Origin of the sequence: Sphingomonas mucosissima, from assembly GCF_002197665.1 — a bacterium.
GTDB lineage: Bacteria > Pseudomonadota > Alphaproteobacteria > Sphingomonadales > Sphingomonadaceae > Sphingomonas > Sphingomonas mucosissima.
Map to the genome: position 1 here is coordinate 1,217,020 of NZ_NBBJ01000001.1, position 21,317 is coordinate 1,238,336.

The 21,317-nt window shown below is 64.3% G+C and carries 14 protein-coding genes and 1 pseudogene; 7 read left to right on the forward strand and 8 right to left on the reverse strand.

From position 1 onward, the window contains the following. Positions 1-27: 27 nt before the first annotated feature. From SPMU_RS05855 to SPMU_RS05865, 3 genes are read right to left on the reverse strand one after another with little or no spacing between them, the layout of a single operon-like run. Complete coding sequence (locus SPMU_RS05855; protein WP_088332740.1) at positions 28-471, reverse strand: hypothetical protein; 444 nt, start codon at positions 469-471, stop codon at positions 28-30. Continuing rightward, the gene (locus SPMU_RS05860; RefSeq protein ID WP_088332742.1) at positions 468-1,217 is read right to left on the reverse strand and encodes a prepilin peptidase; all 750 of its coding nucleotides are present in this window, start codon (positions 1,215-1,217) and stop codon (positions 468-470) included. Before SPMU_RS05860 ends, SPMU_RS05855 begins: the two co-directional genes overlap by 4 nt. After that, the gene (locus tag SPMU_RS05865) at positions 1,210-1,461 is read right to left on the reverse strand and encodes a hypothetical protein (protein ID WP_245832793.1); all 252 of its coding nucleotides are present in this window, start codon (positions 1,459-1,461) and stop codon (positions 1,210-1,212) included. The genes SPMU_RS05860 and SPMU_RS05865 overlap by 8 nt, the downstream gene beginning before the upstream one ends. A 90-nt stretch (positions 1,462-1,551) precedes the next feature. On the opposite strand from SPMU_RS05865, the gene SPMU_RS05870 reads away from it, so the two are divergent. The 4 genes from SPMU_RS05870 (at position 1,552) to SPMU_RS05885 (ending at position 6,656) form a co-directional block, all read left to right on the forward strand. Then, positions 1,552-2,736, forward strand: a complete 1,185-nt coding sequence (locus SPMU_RS05870; RefSeq protein ID WP_088332744.1) for a thiolase family protein — start codon at positions 1,552-1,554, stop codon at positions 2,734-2,736. A gap of 4 nt (positions 2,737-2,740) precedes the next feature. Beyond that, positions 2,741-3,496: a polyphosphate kinase 2 family protein gene (locus SPMU_RS05875; protein ID WP_088332746.1), complete on the forward strand. Its 756-nt coding sequence runs from the start codon at positions 2,741-2,743 to the stop codon at positions 3,494-3,496. A gap of 117 nt (positions 3,497-3,613) precedes the next feature. Then, positions 3,614-5,434 (forward strand): flavin-containing monooxygenase, encoded by a 1,821-nt coding sequence (locus SPMU_RS05880; protein WP_088332748.1) that lies wholly within the window; start codon positions 3,614-3,616, stop codon positions 5,432-5,434. Between the two features lie 97 nt (positions 5,435-5,531). Continuing rightward, on the forward strand, positions 5,532-6,656 hold the full coding sequence (locus tag SPMU_RS05885; protein ID WP_088332750.1) for a zinc-binding dehydrogenase: 1,125 nt from the start codon (positions 5,532-5,534) through the stop codon (positions 6,654-6,656). A 20-nt stretch (positions 6,657-6,676) separates the two neighbouring features. Here SPMU_RS05885 and SPMU_RS05890 read toward each other — a convergent pair. The 5 genes and pseudogenes from SPMU_RS05890 to SPMU_RS05910 form a co-directional block, all read right to left on the reverse strand. Further along, positions 6,677-8,426: pseudogene (locus SPMU_RS05890) on the reverse strand (glycogen debranching protein). Between the two features lie 248 nt (positions 8,427-8,674). Continuing rightward, positions 8,675-10,705 (reverse strand): hybrid sensor histidine kinase/response regulator, encoded by a 2,031-nt coding sequence (locus SPMU_RS05895; protein ID WP_245832794.1) that lies wholly within the window; start codon positions 10,703-10,705, stop codon positions 8,675-8,677. After that, on the reverse strand, positions 10,702-12,183 hold the full coding sequence (locus tag SPMU_RS05900; RefSeq protein ID WP_169715638.1) for an ATPase domain-containing protein: 1,482 nt from the start codon (positions 12,181-12,183) through the stop codon (positions 10,702-10,704). The genes SPMU_RS05895 and SPMU_RS05900 overlap by 4 nt, the downstream gene beginning before the upstream one ends. Positions 12,184-12,944: 761 nt before the next feature. Beyond that, positions 12,945-14,498, reverse strand: a complete 1,554-nt coding sequence (gene treA, locus SPMU_RS05905; RefSeq protein ID WP_088332752.1) for an alpha,alpha-trehalase TreA — start codon at positions 14,496-14,498, stop codon at positions 12,945-12,947. After that, positions 14,495-15,553, reverse strand: coding sequence for an alpha/beta hydrolase (locus tag SPMU_RS05910; RefSeq protein WP_245832795.1), 1,059 nt, complete (start codon positions 15,551-15,553; stop codon positions 14,495-14,497). The genes treA and SPMU_RS05910 overlap by 4 nt, the downstream gene beginning before the upstream one ends. 154 nt (positions 15,554-15,707) lie before the next feature. Here SPMU_RS05910 and SPMU_RS05915 point away from each other — a divergent pair, with 154 nt between their 5' ends. From SPMU_RS05915 to SPMU_RS05925, 3 genes are all read left to right on the forward strand, one after another. Further along, entirely contained in the window at positions 15,708-18,206 is a 2,499-nt protein-coding gene (locus SPMU_RS05915; protein ID WP_245832796.1) for a TonB-dependent receptor, read from the forward strand. A gap of 153 nt (positions 18,207-18,359) precedes the next feature. Next, a complete protein-coding gene (locus SPMU_RS05920) occupies positions 18,360-19,757 on the forward strand; it encodes a sulfatase family protein (protein WP_211275713.1) in 1,398 nt (465 codons plus the stop codon). After that, positions 19,757-21,316 carry a sulfatase family protein gene (locus SPMU_RS05925; protein ID WP_088332758.1) on the forward strand — a complete coding sequence of 520 codons (1,560 nt, stop codon included), beginning with the start codon at positions 19,757-19,759 and terminating at the stop codon, positions 21,314-21,316. Before SPMU_RS05920 ends, SPMU_RS05925 begins: the two co-directional genes overlap by 1 nt. Position 21,317: the final 1 nt, after the last annotated feature.

A 21,317-nucleotide genomic window follows, 5' to 3' on the forward strand; every position in this document is an offset into this window, starting at 1 on the left:
TCTCCCCTTTTTTATGATGTCTGATGTTCAAGGTGTCTGGGCAGCGCAGCCGATCAATCCGGCCACCGGCAGGATGATGGTGTCTTCGCCCGGTCGGTCCAGACGCAAGGTCCCTTGGTCGATCATCGCGCCCTGGGTCAGATCGCGCCGCGTTTGTAGCGACAGGTCGAGCGTGGCCGAGAAGCCGGCGCCCGCATATTCGGTGGTCGCGGCAAAGCCATAACCGGCGCTGCCGTTCTGCCCGGTTCGGACAAGATCGGTTGGCGTGCCATTGATCGACACTCGCAGCGTGCCCGCCTCGGCGCCGGCCATTGCGGCAAGCACGCGCGTCTTCCCCGCGCTGAATAGATAGGCCGCGCATCCCTGTGCCGGCAGCGACTGCGGCGGCAATCCGCCGATCGGCAGGCCATCGATCGACGCAGGCGTCTTGGGCGGTTCGGCAGCCGCAAGTGCGAGCAGCAACGTAATCATGGCGCGAGATGTACCATGAGGAGCAACGCCGGGTAAGCCGCCACCGCCAGATACGTGCCAAACGGAAGCGCATCGTCACCGGCCACCGTGCGACCAGTAGCCAGCTGCCAAGCTACCAGGCCCAGTCCGACAAGCGCGGCGGTCAGCAACACGGCGGGCAGCAACTGCCATCCCAGCCAAAGCCCGATCGCACCGAACAGCTTCGGATCCGCGCCGCCCAATCCTTCGCGACCACGCAGCCGAAGATACCCGAAGCCGATCAGCCAAAGGGCACCAAAACCCACCGCCCCGCCGATCAGCCGGTCTATCAACGGCGGTTGTAGCACGAGGCCGGCCATCACACCCGCGATCGCCAGCGCGGCGACAAGAGGGTCGGGTATCCACATCTCGGTCGCATCAAGTGCCGCGACGAGAACCAGCATCCACCCGAACGATGCGATCAAAACCCCCGCGATGCCGCTCGCCACGATGCCAGCCAGCAATCCGACCAGAGCACAGGCGATCTCGACGCGGCCGTGGAGCGGGTCGATCCGCGCGCCGCAGCAACGCGCCGTTCCTCTCAGCCACAGAGCGCTGACGACCGGCACCAGGTCTTGGGCGCTTACAGGCTCACCGCACCCGTCGCAAAGCGAGCGACCCGCCAGCGACGAGCGGCCGGCCGGCCAGCGGATTGCTACCGTCGCAAGGAAGCTGCCGATGATGGCGCCCAGGCCGGCAAGCGCCATAGGCCAAAGAAGGTCAGACACCCTTCTTTCGTATCAGATACCGGTAGACGCCCAACAGGTTGATCCCGAACAAGACCACATTTTGCGTGCCCAGCGCCCAATCGTCCGTCATGGCCGCGCCGCTGATCCAGCAGATCGACGATCCGACGAAGAGGACGAAGCCCCACCCCGTCACACGGCGACCGAGATCGAGCGAGACCATGAAGGCTGCAATCATGCCGCTGATCGAGGCCGACCATTTGAGCACGTCGATGAGTGTATCCATCGCTGCCCAACGCTGGCGACGCCCCTTTGTATTCCCGTTTGTTCGTGACTAGATCGGCATCAACGAGATTTTCCGCGGAGCAGCATTCACATGGCCACCGACCCCGTCGTGATTCTTTCCTACGCCCGCACGCCGATGGGCGGCATGCAGGGTGCGCTTGCCGACGTTTCCGCCACCGATCTCGGCGCAACAGCAGTGAAGGCGGCGGTCGAGCGCGCGGGCATTGATGGCGGCGACGTGGAGCGCATCTACATGGGCTGCGTGCTACCGGCCGGGCTCGGTCAGGCCCCGGCGCGTCAGGCAGCCATCAAGGCCGGCCTGCCCAAGTCTGTTGAGGCCACCACCGTCAACAAGGTCTGCGGCTCGGGCATGCAGACGGTGATCATGGGTGCCGAGGCAATTGCCGCCGGCTCCGCCGACCTCATCGTGGCTGGCGGTATGGAGAGCATGACCAACGCGCCATACATCCTCAAGAAGCATCGCTCGGGCGCCCGCATCGGCCACGACACAGCATATGATCACATGTTCCTCGATGGCCTGGAGGACGCCTACGAGCAGGGCCGCGCCATGGGCACCTTCGCGCAGGATACGGCCAACGAGTATCAGCTGACGCGGCAGGCGCAGGATGATTACTCGATCGAGTCTCTTCGCCGTGCACAGAAGGCGATCACGTCAGGCGCATTCGCCGAAGAGATCGTTCCGGTCACCGTCCCAACGCGCAAGGGCGACGTGGTGGTCGACACGGACGAACAGCCCGGCCGCGGCATGCCGGACAAGATCCTGTCGCTGAAGCCGGCCTTTGCCAAGGATGGCACGATCACGGCCGCTACCAGCTCGTCCATCTCCGACGGTGCGGCCGCTTTGGTGTTGACCAAGGCCAGCGTCGCGGAGGCAAAGGGGCAAAAGCCGGTGGCACGGATCGTCGCGCATTCGGCGCATGCGCAGGAACCCGCCGCTTTCACCACGGCTCCCGTCGGCGCCATCCAAAAGCTGCTGGCAAAAGCTGGCTGGTCGATTGATGACGTTGATCTGTTCGAGATCAACGAAGCTTTCGCTTGCGTCGCGATGTTCGCGATGCGCGACCTCGGCATTCCGCACGACAAGATCAACGTCCATGGCGGCGCGACCGCGCTCGGCCATCCGATTGGTGCGTCCGGCGCCCGGATTATCACCACGCTGATCGCCGCGCTCAAGCATCACGGCAAGAAGCGCGGCATCGCGAGCCTGTGCATCGGCGGCGGGGAAGCCACCGCCATCGCTGTCGAGCTGGTATAAGAGCGTGGGAGCGGATCACGCGGCCGAGGATCACGACCTTCAGGTCGCGCTGGTCCGCTACCAGAGCTGGGCTGCCACGACGGGTGCGCGGGCGGTCGTCGTGCTGGAAGGGCGCGACACCGCCGGGAAGGACGGCGCGATCCGCACGCTCACACGGCACCTCGCCGTCCGACAGACCCGCGTGGTCGCGCTCCCTAAGCCCAATCCGCATGAGCGCTCGCAATGGTTTTTCCAGCGCTATGTCGCGCACCTGCCCGCCGCGGGTGAGCTCGTGATCTTCAATCGCAGCTGGTACAATCGCGCTGGGGTCGAGGTCGTGAACGGGTTCTCCTCGCCGGAGGAACAGGCACGTTTCCTCAATGACGTTCCCGGCTTCGAGGCGATGCTGGTCGATGACGGCATCAAGTTCGTGAAGCTTTGGCTCGACATCTCGCGCGACGAACAGGCCGCCAGGCTCGAGTCGCGGCGCAGTGATCCGCTGAAAGCGCTGAAGGTTTCTCCGCTTGATCTGGTCGCGCAGGAGAATTGGGACGCTTACAGCACTGCGCGTGACACGATGCTCAGCCGCACCAGCACGCCCGTGGCGCCCTGGACATGCGTGCGCGCCGATCACAAGAAGCGCGCCCGCCGCGCCATTATCCAGCATCTGCTGCATGAGCTTGCGCCGGCGGAAATAAGCGGCGACATCAGTGTGCCCGATCCCGACACGCTCTTTCGGTTTGAGGCGTCGGCGATCGGCGACGGACGGCTGGAGCGCTAACACCGGGGCGCCACTCGGCTGGTGCTTCCCCCGCGGCTGACTCAAGCAAAAACAGACTACCTCTCCGCGGAACGCTAAGTCATAATGCGTTCCAAGAAAGAAAAAACGGAGAGGCAAATGACACTCGAATCGCAGGCCGTGCACAGCGCGCCGGATGAGCAATTCGGCTTCGATCCAGCGGCGCTGAAGGCGAAGTACCTTGCGGAGCGGGACAAGCGAGTCCGGGCGGACGCTAACGATCAATATGTCGAGATGACCGGCAAGTTCGCCCATTATCTCGAAGATCCTTACGTCGAACAGCCGATCGAGCGAGCGCCGCTCGCGGACGAAAAGGACGTCGTGGTCATCGGCGGCGGCTTCGGCGGGCTGCTGGCCGGTGCCAAGCTGCGCGAAGCCGGCATCGCTGACGTCCGCCTCATTGAGAAGGGCGGCGAGTTCGGCGGGACCTGGTATTGGAACCGCTACCCCGGCGCCGCCTGTGACATCGAAAGCTACGTCTATCTTCCCCTTCTGGAAGAGACCGGTTTCATGCCCGAGCGCAAGTACAGCCAGGGCCCAGAGATCCGCGCCTACTCTCGCCGTATCGCCGAGCACTTCGATCTATACCGCGACGTCCTGTTTCAGTCCGAGGTCACCGACATGGCCTGGGACGAGGACGAACGACGCTGGACGGTATTCACCAATCGCGGTGACGCCATCCGCGCTCGCTTTGTAGTCATGGCGAACGGCCCGCTGCACCGTCCCAAGCTGCCGGGCATCCCGGGTATCGAGCAGTTTCAAGGCAACACGTTCCACACCAGCCGGTGGGACTATGCCTATACCGGCGGCGATCAGAACGGCGGTCTCAACAAGCTCGGCGACAAGGTCGTGGGGATCATCGGCACCGGCGCGACCGCGGTTCAGTGCGTTCCCCATCTCGGCGCCAGCGCCAAGCAGCTTTACGTCTTTCAGCGCACACCGTCATCGATCGACGTGCGTGGCGATCGGCCAACCGATCGCGAATGGGCTGAAGCGCTCACCCCCGGCTGGCACCGTCACCGAATGGAGAACTTCAACACGCTCGTGTCCGGTGGATGGGCCGAGGAAGATCTGGTCAACGACGGCTGGACTGACATCATCCGCAACTTGGGCATGATCGCCCGCATGAAGGCAGTAAAATCGGGCGCGGAAAACCCCGACGAGCTGGTGCAGCTTGCCGACTTCCAGAAAATGGAATCGATCCGTGCGCGCGTCGATCAAGTCGTTCAGGACAAGGTGACGGCGGACGCGCTCAAGCCCTGGTACAACCAATTCTGCAAACGACCCTGCTTCCATGACGATTACCTCGCCACCTTCAATCGCCCCAACGTCACGCTCGTGGACACGCAGGGTCAGGGCGTCGAGCGGATCACCCGCGGCGGCGTGGTGGTCGCCGGCAAGGAGTACAAACTCGATTGCCTGATCTTCGGCACCGGCTTTGAAGTCGGCACCAGCTACGCGCGTCGCGCCGGATACGACGTGCGCGGCGTCGGCGGGCGCACGCTGGAGGAGAAATGGGCCGATGGCGGCAAGACGCTGCACGGCATGACCGTGAACGGCTTTCCGAACATGTTCATCTTCTCGGTCATTCAATCCGGTTTCACCGCCAATTATCCGCACGCGCTGCTGGAGCAGGCCGGCCACGCGGCGCACATCATCGCCGAAACCATGCGGTCGCAGAAATCCCGCGTCGAACCGACCGAGGAAGCGGAAGAGGCGTGGACGCAGCAGATCCTCTCCGCGGTGCTCGATCGTCGCAAGTTCCTGGAGGAATGCACCCCGGGCTATTACAACGGCGAGGGACAACTCAGCCCCAAGGCGGCCAGCTTCTCCAGCTATGGCAAGGGCCCCAACGCCTTCTTCGACATCATCAAGAGCTGGCGCGAGGACGGCCGCACGGAAGGAATGACGCTCGCGTGAGCGCGGGCCCGGCGCGCCGGACCTCTTTTTGTCTCGACATCGCGGGGCACGGGCGAGAAGGACAGCGGCATAAGCATAGCCTGCAAGAGGAGCCTGCATGACTGACTTGCCCGAAACCTTTCGTCGCCTCGTGTCGACCGTGACACGCGAGGGAGAGGTGAAGCTGTCGCTGAAGGACACGCCCATGCCTTCCGTGAACGACGAAGAAGTGCTCGTTCGCGTGGAGGCGACCCCGATCAACCCATCGGATCTCGCCGTGCTCCTGGCGCTGGTTGATGGCACCCAGTTCACCCGAGACGGCGATAGCGCCACAGCACCGCTCAATCCTGCGGTTCAGCGCGCGCTCGCTGCCCGCGCTGGGGTCGATGTTCCGGTGGGCAACGAAGGCGCCGGCGTGGTGGTGGCGGCGGGCACGTCCCCGGCGGCGCAGGCGCTGATCGGCAAGACGGTCGCGCTGGCGGGCGGCGGCTTCTATGCGCAATATCGCAAGGTGCGCGCGGCTGATTGCATGATCGTGCCGGAAGGAACCAGCGCAGAGGAAGGCGCCTCGTCCTACGTCAATCCGCTCACCGCGCTGGGCATGGTCGGCACGCTGAAGCGTGAGGGCTACAAGGGCCTCGTCCACACTGCCGCCGCCTCGAACCTCGGCCAGATGCTGGTCAAGCTGTGCGCAGCCGACGGCATCCCGCTCGTCAACATTGTCCGCAGCGAGGCGCAGGCCGATCTGCTGCGCGGCCTTGGCGCCGAGCATGTCGTCGACATGACCGCTGAGGATTTCCTGCCCAAGCTGATCAACGCGATCGCGGCCACCGATGCCTATCTCGCCTTTGACGCAGTGGGCGGCGGCAAGCTCGCCGGACAGATCCTCACCGCCATGGAGCAGGCGGCGCTCCGCACCCAGCGCGCCGACGGCCCGTACGGATCGCGCCAGATGAAGCAGGTCTATGTGTACGGCGGCCTCTCCCCCGCCCCGACGGAGTTCAACCGCGGATTCGGCATGCGGTGGCGCATGGGCGGCTGGCTGCTCACTTACTTCCTAGAAGATATCGGCGCGGACGCCGCCAAGGAGCTGCGCGATCGTGTCGCCCGCGAGCTGAAGACCACCTTCGCCAGCAACTACACCAAGCGGATCAGCCTCAGCGACATGCTCGATCCCGCCACCATCGCGGCCTACGGCAAGCGCGCGACGGGCGAGAAGTACCTGGTCGTGCCTCAGGCCTGAGCGCGTCCGCCGCGCCGGGCTCACGCCTGGTGCGGCGGCAGCACCTCGACGCAGCGCCGGCCCCGGTCGACCCGGACGCCGGCGCCGTCCCCCACCCGCATCACGAAGCCGTCCGCCCCGTCCCAAGCCGCCGGCGTCATCGCGTCGCCCCGAACGTCGGACCACGACAGGTCATGGCGAACCTCAGGCGCGCCGATCGCCGGATGCGCGCGCCGCCAGGCCGCAAGCTCCGCCACAAAGGCCTCCAGCTCGCGATCCCGAGCCTCCCAATTCAGCCAGGAGGTGGCGTTGTCCTGTGCATAGGCGTTGTTGTTGCCGCCCTGCGTCCGGCCGAACTCGTCCCCGGCCGCCAACATGATGGTGCCACGTGACGCAAACAGCGTGGCAAGCAGCGCCCGAACGTCCTCCGCTCGGCCCTGCCCCTCTTCCCCGGCGCTCCAACTCACCTCGTCAGCATGGCCGTCGCGGTTGTCTTCGCCGTTGGCATGATTGTGCCGTCGCGCGTAAGCGACCGCGTCCGCAAGCGTGAAGCCGTCATGCGCCGCCACGAAGTTCACCGTCCGCGTCACCGTCGGCCCGAATATATCCGTCGACCCCGCCATCCGCGTCGCGAGCGCCCCTGCGCTGCCGTCGCCCCGCCAGAAGCGGCGCACGTCGTCCCGGAACCGGTCATTCCATTCCAGCCACGTCGCCGGAAAAGCGCCTAGCTGATAGCCACCCGGCCCGATATCCCAAGGCTCGGCAATCATCACGCGATCGGCGAGCACGGGATCGGCGGCGATGTCGGCAAAGATCGCCGCCCGTGGATCAAAGCCAGGCGAGCGCCCCATGATCGGCGCCAGATCGAAGCGGAAACCATCAACCCCGGCCTGCGTGACGAAGTGGCGCAAGGCAACAAGCGTCATCTGCCGCACCGGCGCATAACCGAAATCCAGCGTGTTCCCTGTGCCAGCATCATTGATCAGCGAGCCATCCTGCCCTCGGGCGTACACGGCATCGTCCAGCCCCCGGAAGGACAACGTCGGCCCCTGGAGGTCACTCTCGCCCGTGTGGTTGAACACAAGGTCGAGAATCGTGCCAATCCCCGCCTGCCGCAACGTCTCCACCGTGGCGCGCAGTTCCGCCATGCCCCCCGGGGCATAGCCGAGGATCCAGCGCCATCGGCACAACCGGGTTATAACCCCACGCGTTGCGCAGGCCGAGCGGCGGCAGATGCCGCTCGTCGATCCACGCTACGATCGGCATCAGTTCCACGGCATCGACCCCGATGCAAAGGAGGTGATCCAGCACCGCAGGATGCGCGAGCGCCGCAATCGTGCCGCGCAGCCGCTCCGGCACGTCGGGATGCCGCATCGTAAACCCGCGCACGTTGAGCTCGTAGATCAGCCCCCTCGCCTTGAAGACCGGCGCGCGTGGCGGCAGCGGCGGCAATGGCGAGGTCAGCACGGCTTTCGGGACCAACGCTGCCGTATCGACCCCCGCCATCCCGAGTTGCGGATCATAAGCAAACGGCCGATCAAGATGCGTCGCATAAGGATCGACCAGCAGCTTCGACGGGTCGAACGGATGATCCCCCTCCGCCCGAAATCCGTAACACACGCCGGATGAGACGAGCGCCTCGCACCACCAGTCATCGCCATCGCGCGTCATCATCTGTCGGCGCTCACGCGCCCCCTCAAAGAGGCACAGCCACACCTGACGCGCTCGCGGCGATCGCACGTGGAAACGGTGGCTTACCGGCGAACCTCGGCAGTCATACTCGTCAAGCATGACATCGACCTGAGACGATGTCGGGTTCGGCCGCAATCGGGCGTAGACACATGAGCAAACGTCCGGGTAAGAGTCGTGAGCAGTCCGTCAGCTTTGGCGAAAAAGGTAGATCAGTGGACATTGCATCGCGCAACCGTCCGGCTACGCTAGATACATGGGGCAGGAACGCTCTCAGCGTGATCCTGACGATTGATTTCGCGACGTTGACCGTGCGCAGAGGAAATTGCGAGCCTGCGCGGAACCTGCCGTCACTGACGCTGGCGAATGGCAACCACGTTGGTCTTATTTCCAACTAGACGCTCAAGCGCAATCGCGAGATCTGAACGACGGAATGGCTTCGCCAACTGTGGCAAGCTAATCTCCAAGTCGCCACCAGCGTACCCGGTGACCACTAACACAGGCAGGCCAATATCAAGGCGACTGAGCTCGGCAGCGAACTGCGCTCCATTCATGCTCGGCATCATGTAATCAGTGAGGATCGCATCGAAGTGACCGCCCTCTTCCAACGTAGCAAGGGCGTTCTTAGCTCCGTCTACGGCAACTACCTCATGCCCCATGTCACGAAGCATCTCCGCCGTGCCATCACGAACGAGCTGCTCGTCATCCACGAGCAGGATCTTGAGGAACCTGCTTACGCTTACGTCCTCCATGTAGCGGGCGGCCATGGGTGCGTTTTCCGCCGAAGCTGGAAGATAGAGGTCGGCGCGCGTGCCCTTCCCAACGGTGCTGCTCAGGATAAACGCTCCACCGAGCTGCGCGGCTAGTCCGTGCACCATCGACAGCCCTAGTCCAGTGCCCTTGCCGAGTTCCTTGGTGGAGTAGAAAGGCTCGATCGCACGAGCGAGCGTTGCCTTGTCCATACCGGTGCCAGTGTCGACTACCGAGAGCCGGACATAAGCGCCGGCTGAAAGACCTATATGTTCGTCAGAGCCGACGATTACCTCGTGGGCTGAGATTCTGATCTCGCCGCCGCCCGGCATGGCATCGCGCGCGTTCACGCAGAGATTGAGCAACGCGAGCTCAAGCTGGTTCGGATCTGCGACCGCTGATTTGAGCTTGGCCGCAGACAATATCTTCAGTTCAATCCCGGACCCGATCGAGCTGGCAATTAGATCGCGCATGCCGTCGAGCAGCCCGGCGACATCGACGGGCCTGGTTTCCAAAGCCTGCCGCCGCGCAAAACCGAGAAGTCGGCTGACCAAGAGCCGTGCACGCTCGGCAGACTGCAAAGCACCGTCGATCCATCGTGCCGCGCGCGGGTCTTCGCGTGCATACTTGCGATGCAGAAGGTCCAGCGCGCCAGTTATGGGGGTCAGCAGGTTGTTCACGTCGTGAGCCACACCGCCCGTCAGCTGCCCGAGCGTCTCGAGCTTTTGCGCTTCTACCAACTGCGCAGCGGCGGCTTCGCGCTCGGCCACGGCTTCGCTGACGCGCCGCTCCAGTGTTTCGTTCAGTTCTCGAAGTTCCAGCTCTGCTCGCTTACGTGCAGTGGTATCCTGGAAGATGACCGCAACTTCCGGCTGGTCCGATCCTTCAACGCGAAAGGCCGACAATTCAAGAAAACGGCCGGTAGCAATCAGCTTGCGTTCAAATCGGATCGCCTCGCCGGTCAGCAGAACCTCGCGGTAGAGCGCCACCCAGCCGTCCGCCTCATCGGGCACCATGTCACGGACACGCTGCCCCACGGCGTTGGCGATGCCAGCATGCCGCTCATAGGCGGCGTTCACCTGGACATGCACATAGTCACTCAACGGACCGTGCTCGCCATCCAGAAAGCGGATGACGCAAAAGCCCTCATCCATGGTGTCAAAGAGCGTGCGGAATCGGTGCTCGCTGCTGCGCAATGCGAGCAGGCGCGCGCGCGCGTCATACTGCCGACGGCGACCGCGCAACGCCGAGTGAGCAAGGCTGATCAGCGTCGTCGGGTGAAACGGCCGCTCCAGAAACGTGACGTTGCCGAGAAGACCGAGGTGCCGCGCAGCCGCTGGATTACGTTCCAACCCACCGCCACGGGTCGTCAGGAGCACGAAGGGCAGATCGGACCATTCTTCCTGATCAGCCAGCCAGGAAGAAAGTGGCGCAAGATTCGATGTCGTGATCGCCTCTTCAGTCACAACGACGAACGCCGCGCCTTCATTGAGCCGCTGGATCAGTTCAGGCAGCGATGCACAGGCGTCCGCTTCGATCCCGGCCTCCGCCAGCATCGCCGTCGCGACCGCCGCGTCGCGGCCGCGCGGTGCCAGGACAAGCGCGCGTTCGGAAACGGTGGACCGCTTCACGCGTCCTCGCGCTTGAGGAGAGCGACGTCGCCGACCAGCACCGGTATACCACGGAGAATACCCTGAAAGTCGGTCAGTGGAGCGCCCAACGTCAAGCCGCGACTTCCGATCTGGTATTCGCGGATCGTGTCTTCGTGATGGCCCATCCGCTTCTTGACCACCGCTATCGCACGGCGGACCCGACCGAAGGCTTCGAAATACCGGAGCAGAATGACGGTGTCCGCAAGATAGGTAACGTCGACCGGCGTCTTCATATCGCCGACCAGCCCGTGCTGCGCGACCGTCAGGATCGTGGTCGCGCCCTGACGGTTCAGATACTGCAACAACTCATGCATGTGCAGGATAAGAGCATGCTCGCCCGGCATCGACGCCTGATAACCATTAAGGCTATCGACGATAACGGTTCGCGCGCCTGCCACTTCCACGCAGTGACGCACGCGGGCGGAAAACTCGCCGGGGGTCAGTTCGGCGGCGTCCACCTGCTCAAGCACGAGCTTACGTTCGTCGATCATCTGCTGGAGATCGATCCCGAGGCTCTTGGCGCGTTGGATCAGAAGGCCGACTTCTTCGTCGAAAACGAACATGGCGGCCGTTTCGCCCCGCTCAACTGCCGTTTTCACGAATGTGAGCGCCAACGTCGACTTGCCCGTGCCGGCGGGCCCAAGCACGAGCAGGCTGGAGCCGCGCTCCAGACCGCCACCGAGAAGCCCGTTCAATTCCGCGGAGTCCGTTGTCAGCATGGTGCGATCGTAGTCGGTACGGTGCTCCGCGGATACGAGCCGGGGGAACACGCGAACACCGCCCGTCTCGATGGCGAAGTCGTGATAGCCGCCACGAAAGCGACGGCCACGGTACTTGACCACCCGTAGCCGCCGGCGCTCAGCGCCGTATTCAGGTGCCAATTCTTCGAGCCTCACCACGCCGTGGGCAACGGAGTGCACCGTTTTGTCGTTCGCGTCCGACGTCAGATCGTCCAGCATCAGGACGGTGACGCCGCTTCGCGAGAAATAGTGCTTAAGCGCCAGGATTTGACGTCGGTAACGGAGTGAACTCTGCGCGAGCAGCCGGATTTCCGACAGGCTGTCCAGCACGACCCGGCTCGGTTTCACCCGTTCAAACGCCTCGAATATCCGCCGCGTCGTTTCACCAAGCTCAAGATCGGACGAGTAGAGGAGGCTTTGCTGCTCATCATCGAGAAGGTTTTCGGGCGGAACAAGCTCGAAGATCTCGATGCCGCTAACATCCCAGCCGTGGGACCGGGCGGTAGCGAGCAGTTCCTCCTGCGTTTCGGAGAGGCTGACGTACAGGCACGTCTCACTCGCAGCGGCACCCTGCATCAAAAACTGCAGCGCGATAGTGGTCTTGCCCGCACCTGGCGATCCCTCGAGTAGGTAGGTGCGGCTCCGCTCCAAGCCGCCACCGAGGACGTCGTCCAGCCCGTCTATACCCATTTGGGCCTGACCCGTGTTGCCAGTCATCGTCGTGCATCCCATCCGAGCGAACATCGTCTGCCCGACACGGTAACACACTCTGATCGTTAGCGAGAGCGCGGTAAGCGAGAACAATCAGCTTGACCCACGCTGACGAGCGAAAGCTTGCTTGCAAGGTGCATAGTCGCCGCAGAACCGAGCAGCGCAGTCTGACCCATAACCGACCGTTCAGCTGCCGTTTTCAGCTTTCCTAAACTGCCATTTGTTCAGGTATCTGAACACTTCATTCGCGCATGGCGATGCACGAGGATGGCTCACGCACGGCTCGATCGGGGATCGGCCGTTCTGCAAGCTCGATGAGATCTTCAAGCCTCACGTCGCAGTTGGTGTGCTTTAGGATGTCGCCTCAACAACACGTTGCAAAGCCAACTGGCAAAAAAGCCATCACTGCAGCCCTGAGCATGTCAGGTGCGAAATCGCCAGTTGTGACGCGTAAAGGCAGCAGTGTGTGGCGCCAGGAGACGACAAGTATCACCTCCTCGCTTAGGTCAGCGTTGGTGAATGCGGGGTCTTGTTGGGTCTTGAGATCCTCGACTACCACCCTCTCGCGCCACTTCTCCACCGTTTTCAGGCTGGTTCCCAGCTGATAGCTCGGTTTCTCGAGCGAAGCTTGCGGTCACTGTACTGCTGCTCGGACGGCGTTCGTGGTCGTGCCGCTTCCATGACGTACCTGTCCCTGTACCGTCTTCTTGCTGTCAGCCTCCACATTTGCCGGGCGGAAGCCAGAACAAGCTCGGTATGACGAACAGTCACGGCAGCGGATACCGCTCGAGGATCGCGCTGGTCACGCCGTTGGTCCAGCCGAAGCCGTCCTGCGTCGGATACTCCCCGCCGCCGCCAGGCTTGCGCTCCTCCACGTCATATTTCTCCAGCATCTTGCCGGTGTCCGCATAAGCCGCCTCCACCGTGCCGAGCCAGCGCTTGGCGATCTCCCGCGCCAGTGCCGGCTGGCCGCTCCGCTCCAGCGCGGCGATTGCCACCCATTGCAGCGGCGCCCAGCCGTTGGGCGAGTCCCATTGCTGCCCGGTGCGGATCGGCGTGGTGCGCAGCCCCCCGGTCGCCAGAAGATCGCGGCGCACGGTAGTCGCCACCGCCGCCGCCTGCTGCGGCGAGGCTGCGCCCGCGAACAGGGGGTAGAGCATGGCAGCCGAGACGCGCGGCGTCGGCTTGCGCGCCACGCGGTCCCAATCGGCGTAACGGCCTTGGCGCGCCACCCAGAAGTAGCGGTTCAACGCAGCTCGGCGCTTATCTGCCATCGCCGTGAACGACTGGGCGCCCGCCTGATCGCCCGCAGCGGCGCTGCGCCTGGCGATCGCTTCCTCCATCATCAGCATCAAGCTGTTGAGATCGACCGGCACGATGTCGGTAGTCCGGATGGAGGCAAGACGCTGCGGATCGGACAGCCAGCGGCTGCTGTAATCCCAGCCGCTTTCCGCCCCGGCGCGCAAGTGACGGTACATCTCCTCGGCCGGGCGGCTCGGGTCTTCCCCAGCGGTGATCACATCCTCGGCGTAGGATTCATCGCGCGGGAGCGGGCGATCGTCCCAATAGCGGTTGAGCAAGGTGCCGTCCGGCATCCGCACCACCCGCGCGCACGCGCCGCTGGTATCGAGGCACTCGGCGCCCTTCATCCAATAGGCATGTTCCGTCTTCAGCGCCGCCAGCCGCTTTGCCGCCGTCGCGGGGTCGGCGTCCTTGGACAGGTCCAGCATCAGCGCAAAGAACGGCGGCTGCGCGCGGCCGAGATAATAGGTCCGCATGCCGTTGGGGATGTGGCCGTAGCGCTCGATCGTGTCTGTGAAGTTCGCCAGCATCGATTCGACGAGCGGCTGCTGCCCGTCGACGGCGAGCCCCAGCATGGTGAAATAGCTGTCCCAATAATACATCTCGCGGAACCGGCCGCCGGGCACTACATAAGGCTGCGGCATCGGCAGCAGGGACGAGCCCGCGACCGGCGTATCGGCCTGGCGCACCAGCATCGGCCACAGGTTGCGGATGTGGCGGCGCAGATCGGTTGCGCCGCGATCGTTGACGCCTGGAACCGTGAAGTTGGCGAGGACGAACGCGCGCAGCGCCTCGGGCGTCGTTGGCCGCTGCCGCTGGTAATCGGCCATGATCGCCTGCGGATCACGCTTGGGCACCGCATCGACGAAGGTCTTGCCGTCAGGGAACAGCCGACCCGTCTGCACGGCGCTGAACAGCTCCCCGTAAAGCGCGGCAGGCGATTGCTGCGCGCGGATCGGCTCGGCGACCAGCGTACACACCGCCAGAGATGTCCCGATCAGCGATTGCCAAAACTTCATCGTTCGTCACCCTTTTTGACTGGATCTGCCGGTGCCGCACCCAGATGCCGATCGAAAAACGCGGAAACAAGCCGGAATGCCTCTATCGATTCCGGCATATTGGGCCAGACAAAGAACGCGTGGCCAAGCCCGTCGAAGATCTGAAGCTCACTCTTCACCCCCAATGCCGACAGCCGACGATGCTGCCAGGTCAGCACACTGGAGGCGAAATCACGGCTGCCGGCGAGGTGAAGCGTGGGCGGAAACTGCCGCATCACTGCGTCTGAGCCAAGCGGGTAGGCGAGCGGATCGTCGGCCGGAATACCTTTCATGTACGCAGCTTGCAGCTCAGTTGGCAGCGCTCCTGCACGCATCGGCTTGCCGGTGGTCAGCGGGTCGGAGAGATAGGCGCTGTCCCCGGCATACGCGCCGCCTGTGCCGCAAAACGTGCCGACGGCCCCCGGGCGCGGTAGGTGGTGGCGCTGGAACCAGGCGACCGATTGCGCGGTAATGACGCCGCCCGCCGAACATCCGTAGATGCCGATGTTCTCCGGGCGATAGCGTTTCAGAAGTTCGCGATACACCGCCGCGATGTCCTGCGAGGCGGCGGGGTAGCGATGCTCAGGGGCCAAACGATAGTCGACGGTTACCACCGTGATTCCCATGGTCGCTGCGATCGGGATTGCCTCCACCAGCGCGCCGCTGCCGCTGCCCCACATGAAGGCGCCGCCATGCACGTTGATCAGCACGCGTTCCGCGTTGCGCATGGACGGGCCATTGGCCGGGGTGACCACGTCCACCACAACGCCGCCTAGACGTTCACGACGCTCGGCCGTGCGGAAGTGGCGCCGCATCTCCGCCAGACGATCGTCATTGTAGCGCCCCCAGAAAGCACGTGCTGCGGCAATGTCGTCACCGAAGTCAGGCGGGCGGATCGCCTGCTGTTGGACAATCACGCGCTTTGCCTCATTACTCAGCAACGTGGACGGCGGCAGCGTCATCGCCGGAACCTTCACCGTCTGCGCCGCCACCGGCGCGGCCAGCATCAGGAGCGCCATCACCAAGCCTGACTTCACCCTCGCCTCCTCATCAACTGTTGCAGAAAGGCTGCACCATATGCAGGATTGCGCAACACCCTTTTGCGCTCCTCGACGGGAACAAACCTCGTTCCTATCTCGCGCATATCAGGCCGCTACCGGGAGGAGCGGCTCAAGCAAAAGGGTAAAGATCATGCTTTCCACATTGATGGGCCGTCTCATGATCGGCACTGCCGCCGGCGCCATGCTCGCTGCCGGGTCAGTTGCTGCGCAGACCGACACGTCTGCCGCTCAGTCCGCGGATAGCGCGCAACGCGCGCAACCGGACACGGGTCTGATCGATACGTCCGCTCAGAACGGGGATGATATCGTTGTTGTCGGTACCGCTGGCGGCGGCACGCGCCGTCAGGACGCGTCCTTCGCCGTCACGACCCTCGGCAACGACGCAATCGAGCGCGCCGCCCCGAACAGCACCGCCGATCTGCTGCGCACGGTTCCGGGCGTGATGGCGGAAAGCTCGGGCGGCCAGAACGGCGCCAACATCTTCGTGCGCGGCTATCCGTCGGGCGGCGACGCGCAGTTCGTCACCTTCCAGTACGCCGGCACGCCGATCTTCGCGCCGCCGACGCTCTCGTTCCTGGAGAATTCGCAGCTCATCCGCCTCGACGAGACGGTACAGCGCGTCGAGGCCGTCCGCGGCGGCACTGGCTCGCTGTTCTCCAACGGCCAGCCGGGCCTCACCGTCAACGTCGTGCCGCGCATCGGCGGCAGCGAGCTCCACGGCCTGGCCAAGGTTTCGTACACCGACTTCGACGAGATCCGCGGAGACGCCTGGATCTCTGGTCCGCTCGGCGAGAACACCGGCTTCATGGTCGGCGGTTATTACGCGCAGAGCAACGGCATCCGCGATCCGCGCTACCGTGCCGAGCAGGGCGGCCAGATCACGGCGAACATTCACCATGATTTCGGTGACAAGGGCTCCGTGGAAATCTACGCCCGCTACTTGAACGACCGCGGCCAGTGGCTCCTGCCGATTCCGGTGGTCGTGGATGGCAATAACACCAGCCAGTACCCCGGCTTCGATCATGGCACCGGAACGCTGAACGGCCCGGATACGCGCGCCGTGCAGAACGTCGTTGGCCGCACCGTGGATCTGCAGGACGGTCGCGGCGCCAAGGTCATCAACACCGGCTTCAACTTCGATTACGAGGTGGTCGATGGCCTGCGCGTGCGTGAGCGCATGAGCTACATGGGGGGCAACGCCGACACGCGTGGCTTGGTGCCGGCCGAGGCGCCAGTTGCCGCTTCAGTGATGGCGACACGGCTCGCGGGTGCGGGCGCCACGGTATCGTCGCTCGTTTATGCCGACGGCAGCGGCGCGCTGGCTACCGGTGCGGGCACGCCTGTTCTGCGCGCCGGCATCTGGGAAGTGCGCAAGAAGATTTCGTCCTTTGTCGCCGACACGGCGCTGGAGTGGACGGCCGGCAACAACAAGCTGACCGGCGGGTTCTATTACACCAACTTTACCTCACGCGATCAGTGGGCGCTGGGCAACCAGGTGCTGCTCACGGCAGAGCCTAACGCCCGGCGGCTCGACATGGGCGTGACCAGTGCAGCGGGCACGGCGCAGCAGGCGACGCTGCGCGGCTTCACCAGCGGCCCGGCCTTCCAAGTGCGCGGCTGGTATGAAGGCCAGGATCTGGCTTTCTATGCGGTGGACGAGTTCCAGATCACGCCGGAACTGCGCATCGATGGCGGCATTCGCTGGCAGCGCCACATCGTGGACGGTACGCTCAGCACGCCGCGCACCGCAGCGCAGGGCGGCAACGTCAACCTGGATGGCAATCCCAACACGCTGTACGACAACAGCGTCACCGTGCTCGGGCCGCTGCGCAATATCCGCTATCGTGACGACGCATGGTCGTGGACCGCAGGCGTCAATTACGACTTCAGCCGCAGCGTGGGCGTGTTCGCCCGCTACAGCCGCGGCAACAGCTTCCCGCAGTTCGACAATCTGCGCGAAGCCAGCGCGGCCGACATCGCCAACAACACCGGCTTGGCGGTGGTTGCCGAAGTCGACACCTACGAAGGCGGCCTGAAGGTTTCGACCGACATCGCCAATCTCTACGCCACCGTCTTCCACAACCGCTTCGACGGTTTGGCGACCACGACGATCATCAACGACGTGCCGACCAGCTCCAACGGCGGCGCGAAGGCGACCGGCGTCGAGCTGGAAGGCGTGGTGCGTCCGTTCCGCGGCTTCAGCCTGGCGGCGGCCGGCACGTTCCTCGACGGTACCTACCGTGATTTCTTCACGGGCAACGGGCTGATCGATAATACCGGCAATCGCGTGCAGCGCCAGCCGAAGTGGATGTGGCGCGTGACCCCGGCCTATGAACTGCCGGTCGGCAGCATTCGGCCGTCGCTGTTCGCCACGCTGCAATACACCGGTGATCGCTTCTCCGATCCGGAGAACAATCAGCTGCTGCCGAACTTCTATCAGCTCGACGCTGGTGTCTCGGTAACGGTGGCGGATCGCATCCGCTTGCAGGTGACCGGCAACAACCTGACCGACGAGCTGGGCCTGACGGAGCAGAACCCGCGCATCATCGGTGGCCAGGGCCAGGGCGTGATCCTCGCTCGTCCGATCCTGGGTCGTTCGTTCCGCTTCAGCGCGGCGTTTGAATTCTGATCTGACCACTGCCAATATCTGGGCGGCGCTTTACACGAAGCGCCGCCCTTTTTTCTTTCCGCGGCACTTCCCCGACGGCTGTTTCCCGCCTTCGCGTAGATGATGGATGACGCTATCGTCTGTGCCATGGATAGACGTAACGTATTGAAGGGCATGGCCGGAATCGCCGCCGCCAGCGCCGCCCCCGGCTTCGCCCAGACCACCACCCCGCCGGGCAAGAAGCCGCGCAACGTCCTCTTGCTGATCTCCGACGATCAGGGCCTCGATCTTGGCTGCTATGGCGTTGCGGTGAAGACGCCGCGGCTCGATCGCCTCGCGCGCGGCGGCACGCTCTTCCGCCACGGCTATGCCGCCGTTTCCTCGTGCAGCCCCAGCCGCGCGGTGATCAACACCGGGCTCTACACGCATCAGAACGGCATGTACGGCCTGCAGCACGACGTGCATCACCAGTCGCTGCTGCCGGGGATCGAAACGCTGCCTGCGATGCTGCGCCGTGCCGGCTATGCCACCGCGCTCGTCGGCAAGAAGCATGTCGGGCCGGACAGCGCCTTTCCCTATCAGGCGGAACTCGTTCCCGAACGCGGCGGCATCCGCGACGTGCGCGAACTCGTCATCGCCGCGGCGAGCTTCATCCGCTCGACTGATGAGCGGCCGTTCTTCGTCACCGTCGCGTACAGCGATCCGCATCGCGCCGCGGTGGATTACGGCAACGATCGCGCCTGGCCGGGCGTGAAGCCGGAAAGCTACGATCCGCGCCGCGTGCAGATCCCGTCGCATCTGCCCGATCTTGCTGCCGTGCGGCAGGACATCGCCGAATATTATGAATCGCTCAGCCGCCTCGACGCCGGCGTCGGCATGATCCTCGACGATCTCGCCGCCACCGGCCGCGCCGACGATACGTTGGTCATCTTCCTCAGCGACAACGGCCGGCCCTTCCCCGGCGCGAAGACGAACCTCTACGATGCCGGCCTCCACCTCCCGCTCATCGTCCACGCGCCGGGCAGCGCCCCGGCCGTGAACGACGCGATGGTCAGCTGGACCGACATCGCCCCCACCGTCCTCGATTGGGCCGGCGTCGCCCCTCCTGCCGCCTATAAGCTGTCCGGCACGTCATTGCTGCCGATCCTCGGCAAGGCCGGCGATCCCGCGCGCGACGCGATCGTCGCCAGCCACGATTTCCACGAGATCAATCAATATTATCCGATGCGCAGCATCCGCACGCGCACCCACAATTACATCCTCAACCTCGCCTGGCAGCTGCCGTACCCGATCGCCGGGGACGTGGCGGGCTCGCCATCGTGGAAGGCGATCAGCGCCGATCCCGCGATCCCGCTCGGCAAGCGCAGTCAGGCGGCGTACCTTCAGCGTCCGCCGGAAGAATTGTACGATCTAACCCGCGATCCGGACGAGCTGGTGAACGTCGCCGCCGATCCTGCCTATGCCGCGATCAAGGCCCGGCTTGCCGAACGGCTGCGCACGATCCGCGCCGAGACCCGCGACCCCTGGCTCGCCGGGCAGACCGATCCTTACTCCCACGTGGGCCAGCATTGATGACTAAGGGTATCGACCGCCGCGGCGTGCTTCTCGCCGGCACCGGGGGCGCGTTCGGCCTCTACAGCTTCGCCGCCGGCGCCGCGCCCGCGACGAAGCAATTGAAGCTGCGGCGCAAGCCGGGCGTGAAGCCCAAGAACATCCTCGTCATCCTCACCGACGATCATCGCTACGACGCGATGGGCTTCATGAAGGCGCAGGATTTCGGCGAGACGCCGACGCTCGATCGCCTGGCGCGCGGGGGCGTGCATTTCCGCAACGCCTTCGTCACCACCGCGCTCTGCTCGCCCAGCCGCGCCTCGATCTTCACCGGCCTCTACGCGCACCAGCATCGCGTGGTGGACAACAATCACCCGATCCCGCCCGGCCTCACTTACTATCCCGAATATCTCCAGGCCGCCGGCTATGAGACCGCGTTCATCGGCAAATGGCACATGGGCATCGAGACGGATTCGCCGCAGCCCGGCTTCGATCACTGGGTCAGCTTCAAGGGCCAGGGCAATTATCTGCCGCACCCCGACGGGCTCAACGTCAACGGCCGGCATGTTCCTCAGAAAGGCTATATCACTGACGAGCTGACCGATTACGCGCTCGACTGGATCGGCCAGCGCGACGCCAAGAAGCCGTGGATGATGCACCTCGCGCACAAGGCGGTGCATTCCGAATTCATCCCGGCGGAACGCCACAAGGGGCGCTACGACAAGGAAACCTTTCGCTATCCGGCCAACATGAAGCCGGGCGTTCCCGGCCGCCCGATGTGGGTCGAGAACCAGCGCAACAGCTGGCACGGCGTCGACTATCCGTACCACGGCACGCTCGACATCGCGGATTATTACAAGCGCTACATGGAAACGCTGCTGGCGGTGGACGAAGGCATCGCGCGGATCATGGATCTCCTCGACCAGCGCGGCGAGCTCGATGACACCCTTATCCTCTACATGGGCGACAATGGCTTCATGTTCGGCGAACACGGCCTGATCGACAAGCGCGCCGCTTATGAGGAATCGATGCGCGTGCCGATTCTGATGCGCTGCCCGTCGCTGTTCGGTGCCGGCACCGTCGAGCACGTCGTCGCCAACATCGATGTCGCCCCCACCATGCTCGCCGCCGCCGGGCTGGAGGCGCCGGACGGCCTCGCCGGATCGAACATGCTCCCGTTGGTCACCGTCTCGCCGGCAAGCGGCGGCGCGGCCGAGGTGCCGTGGCGCAAGGAACTGATGTACGAATATTATTGGGAACGGAATTTCCCGCAGACGCCCACCGTCCACGCGCTGCGCGAGGATCGCTACAAGTACATCCACTTCCATGGCATCTGGGATCTCGACGAGCTCTACGACCTCGCCGCCGATCCGCACGAGAACGACAATCTCCTCGCCCGCCCCGGCCATGAGGATCTCGCCGAACGGATGAGCGCCAAGCTCTTCCGCCTGCTGGAAGAGACCAACGGCATGCAAATCCCGCTCAGCGCCGACGCTGGCGAGCGCAACAAACTGCGCGATCCAAACGGCCCCGCCATGGCGCCATTCCCGCCCAGTTTCTTCCGTCCGCCGCACAAGTGAT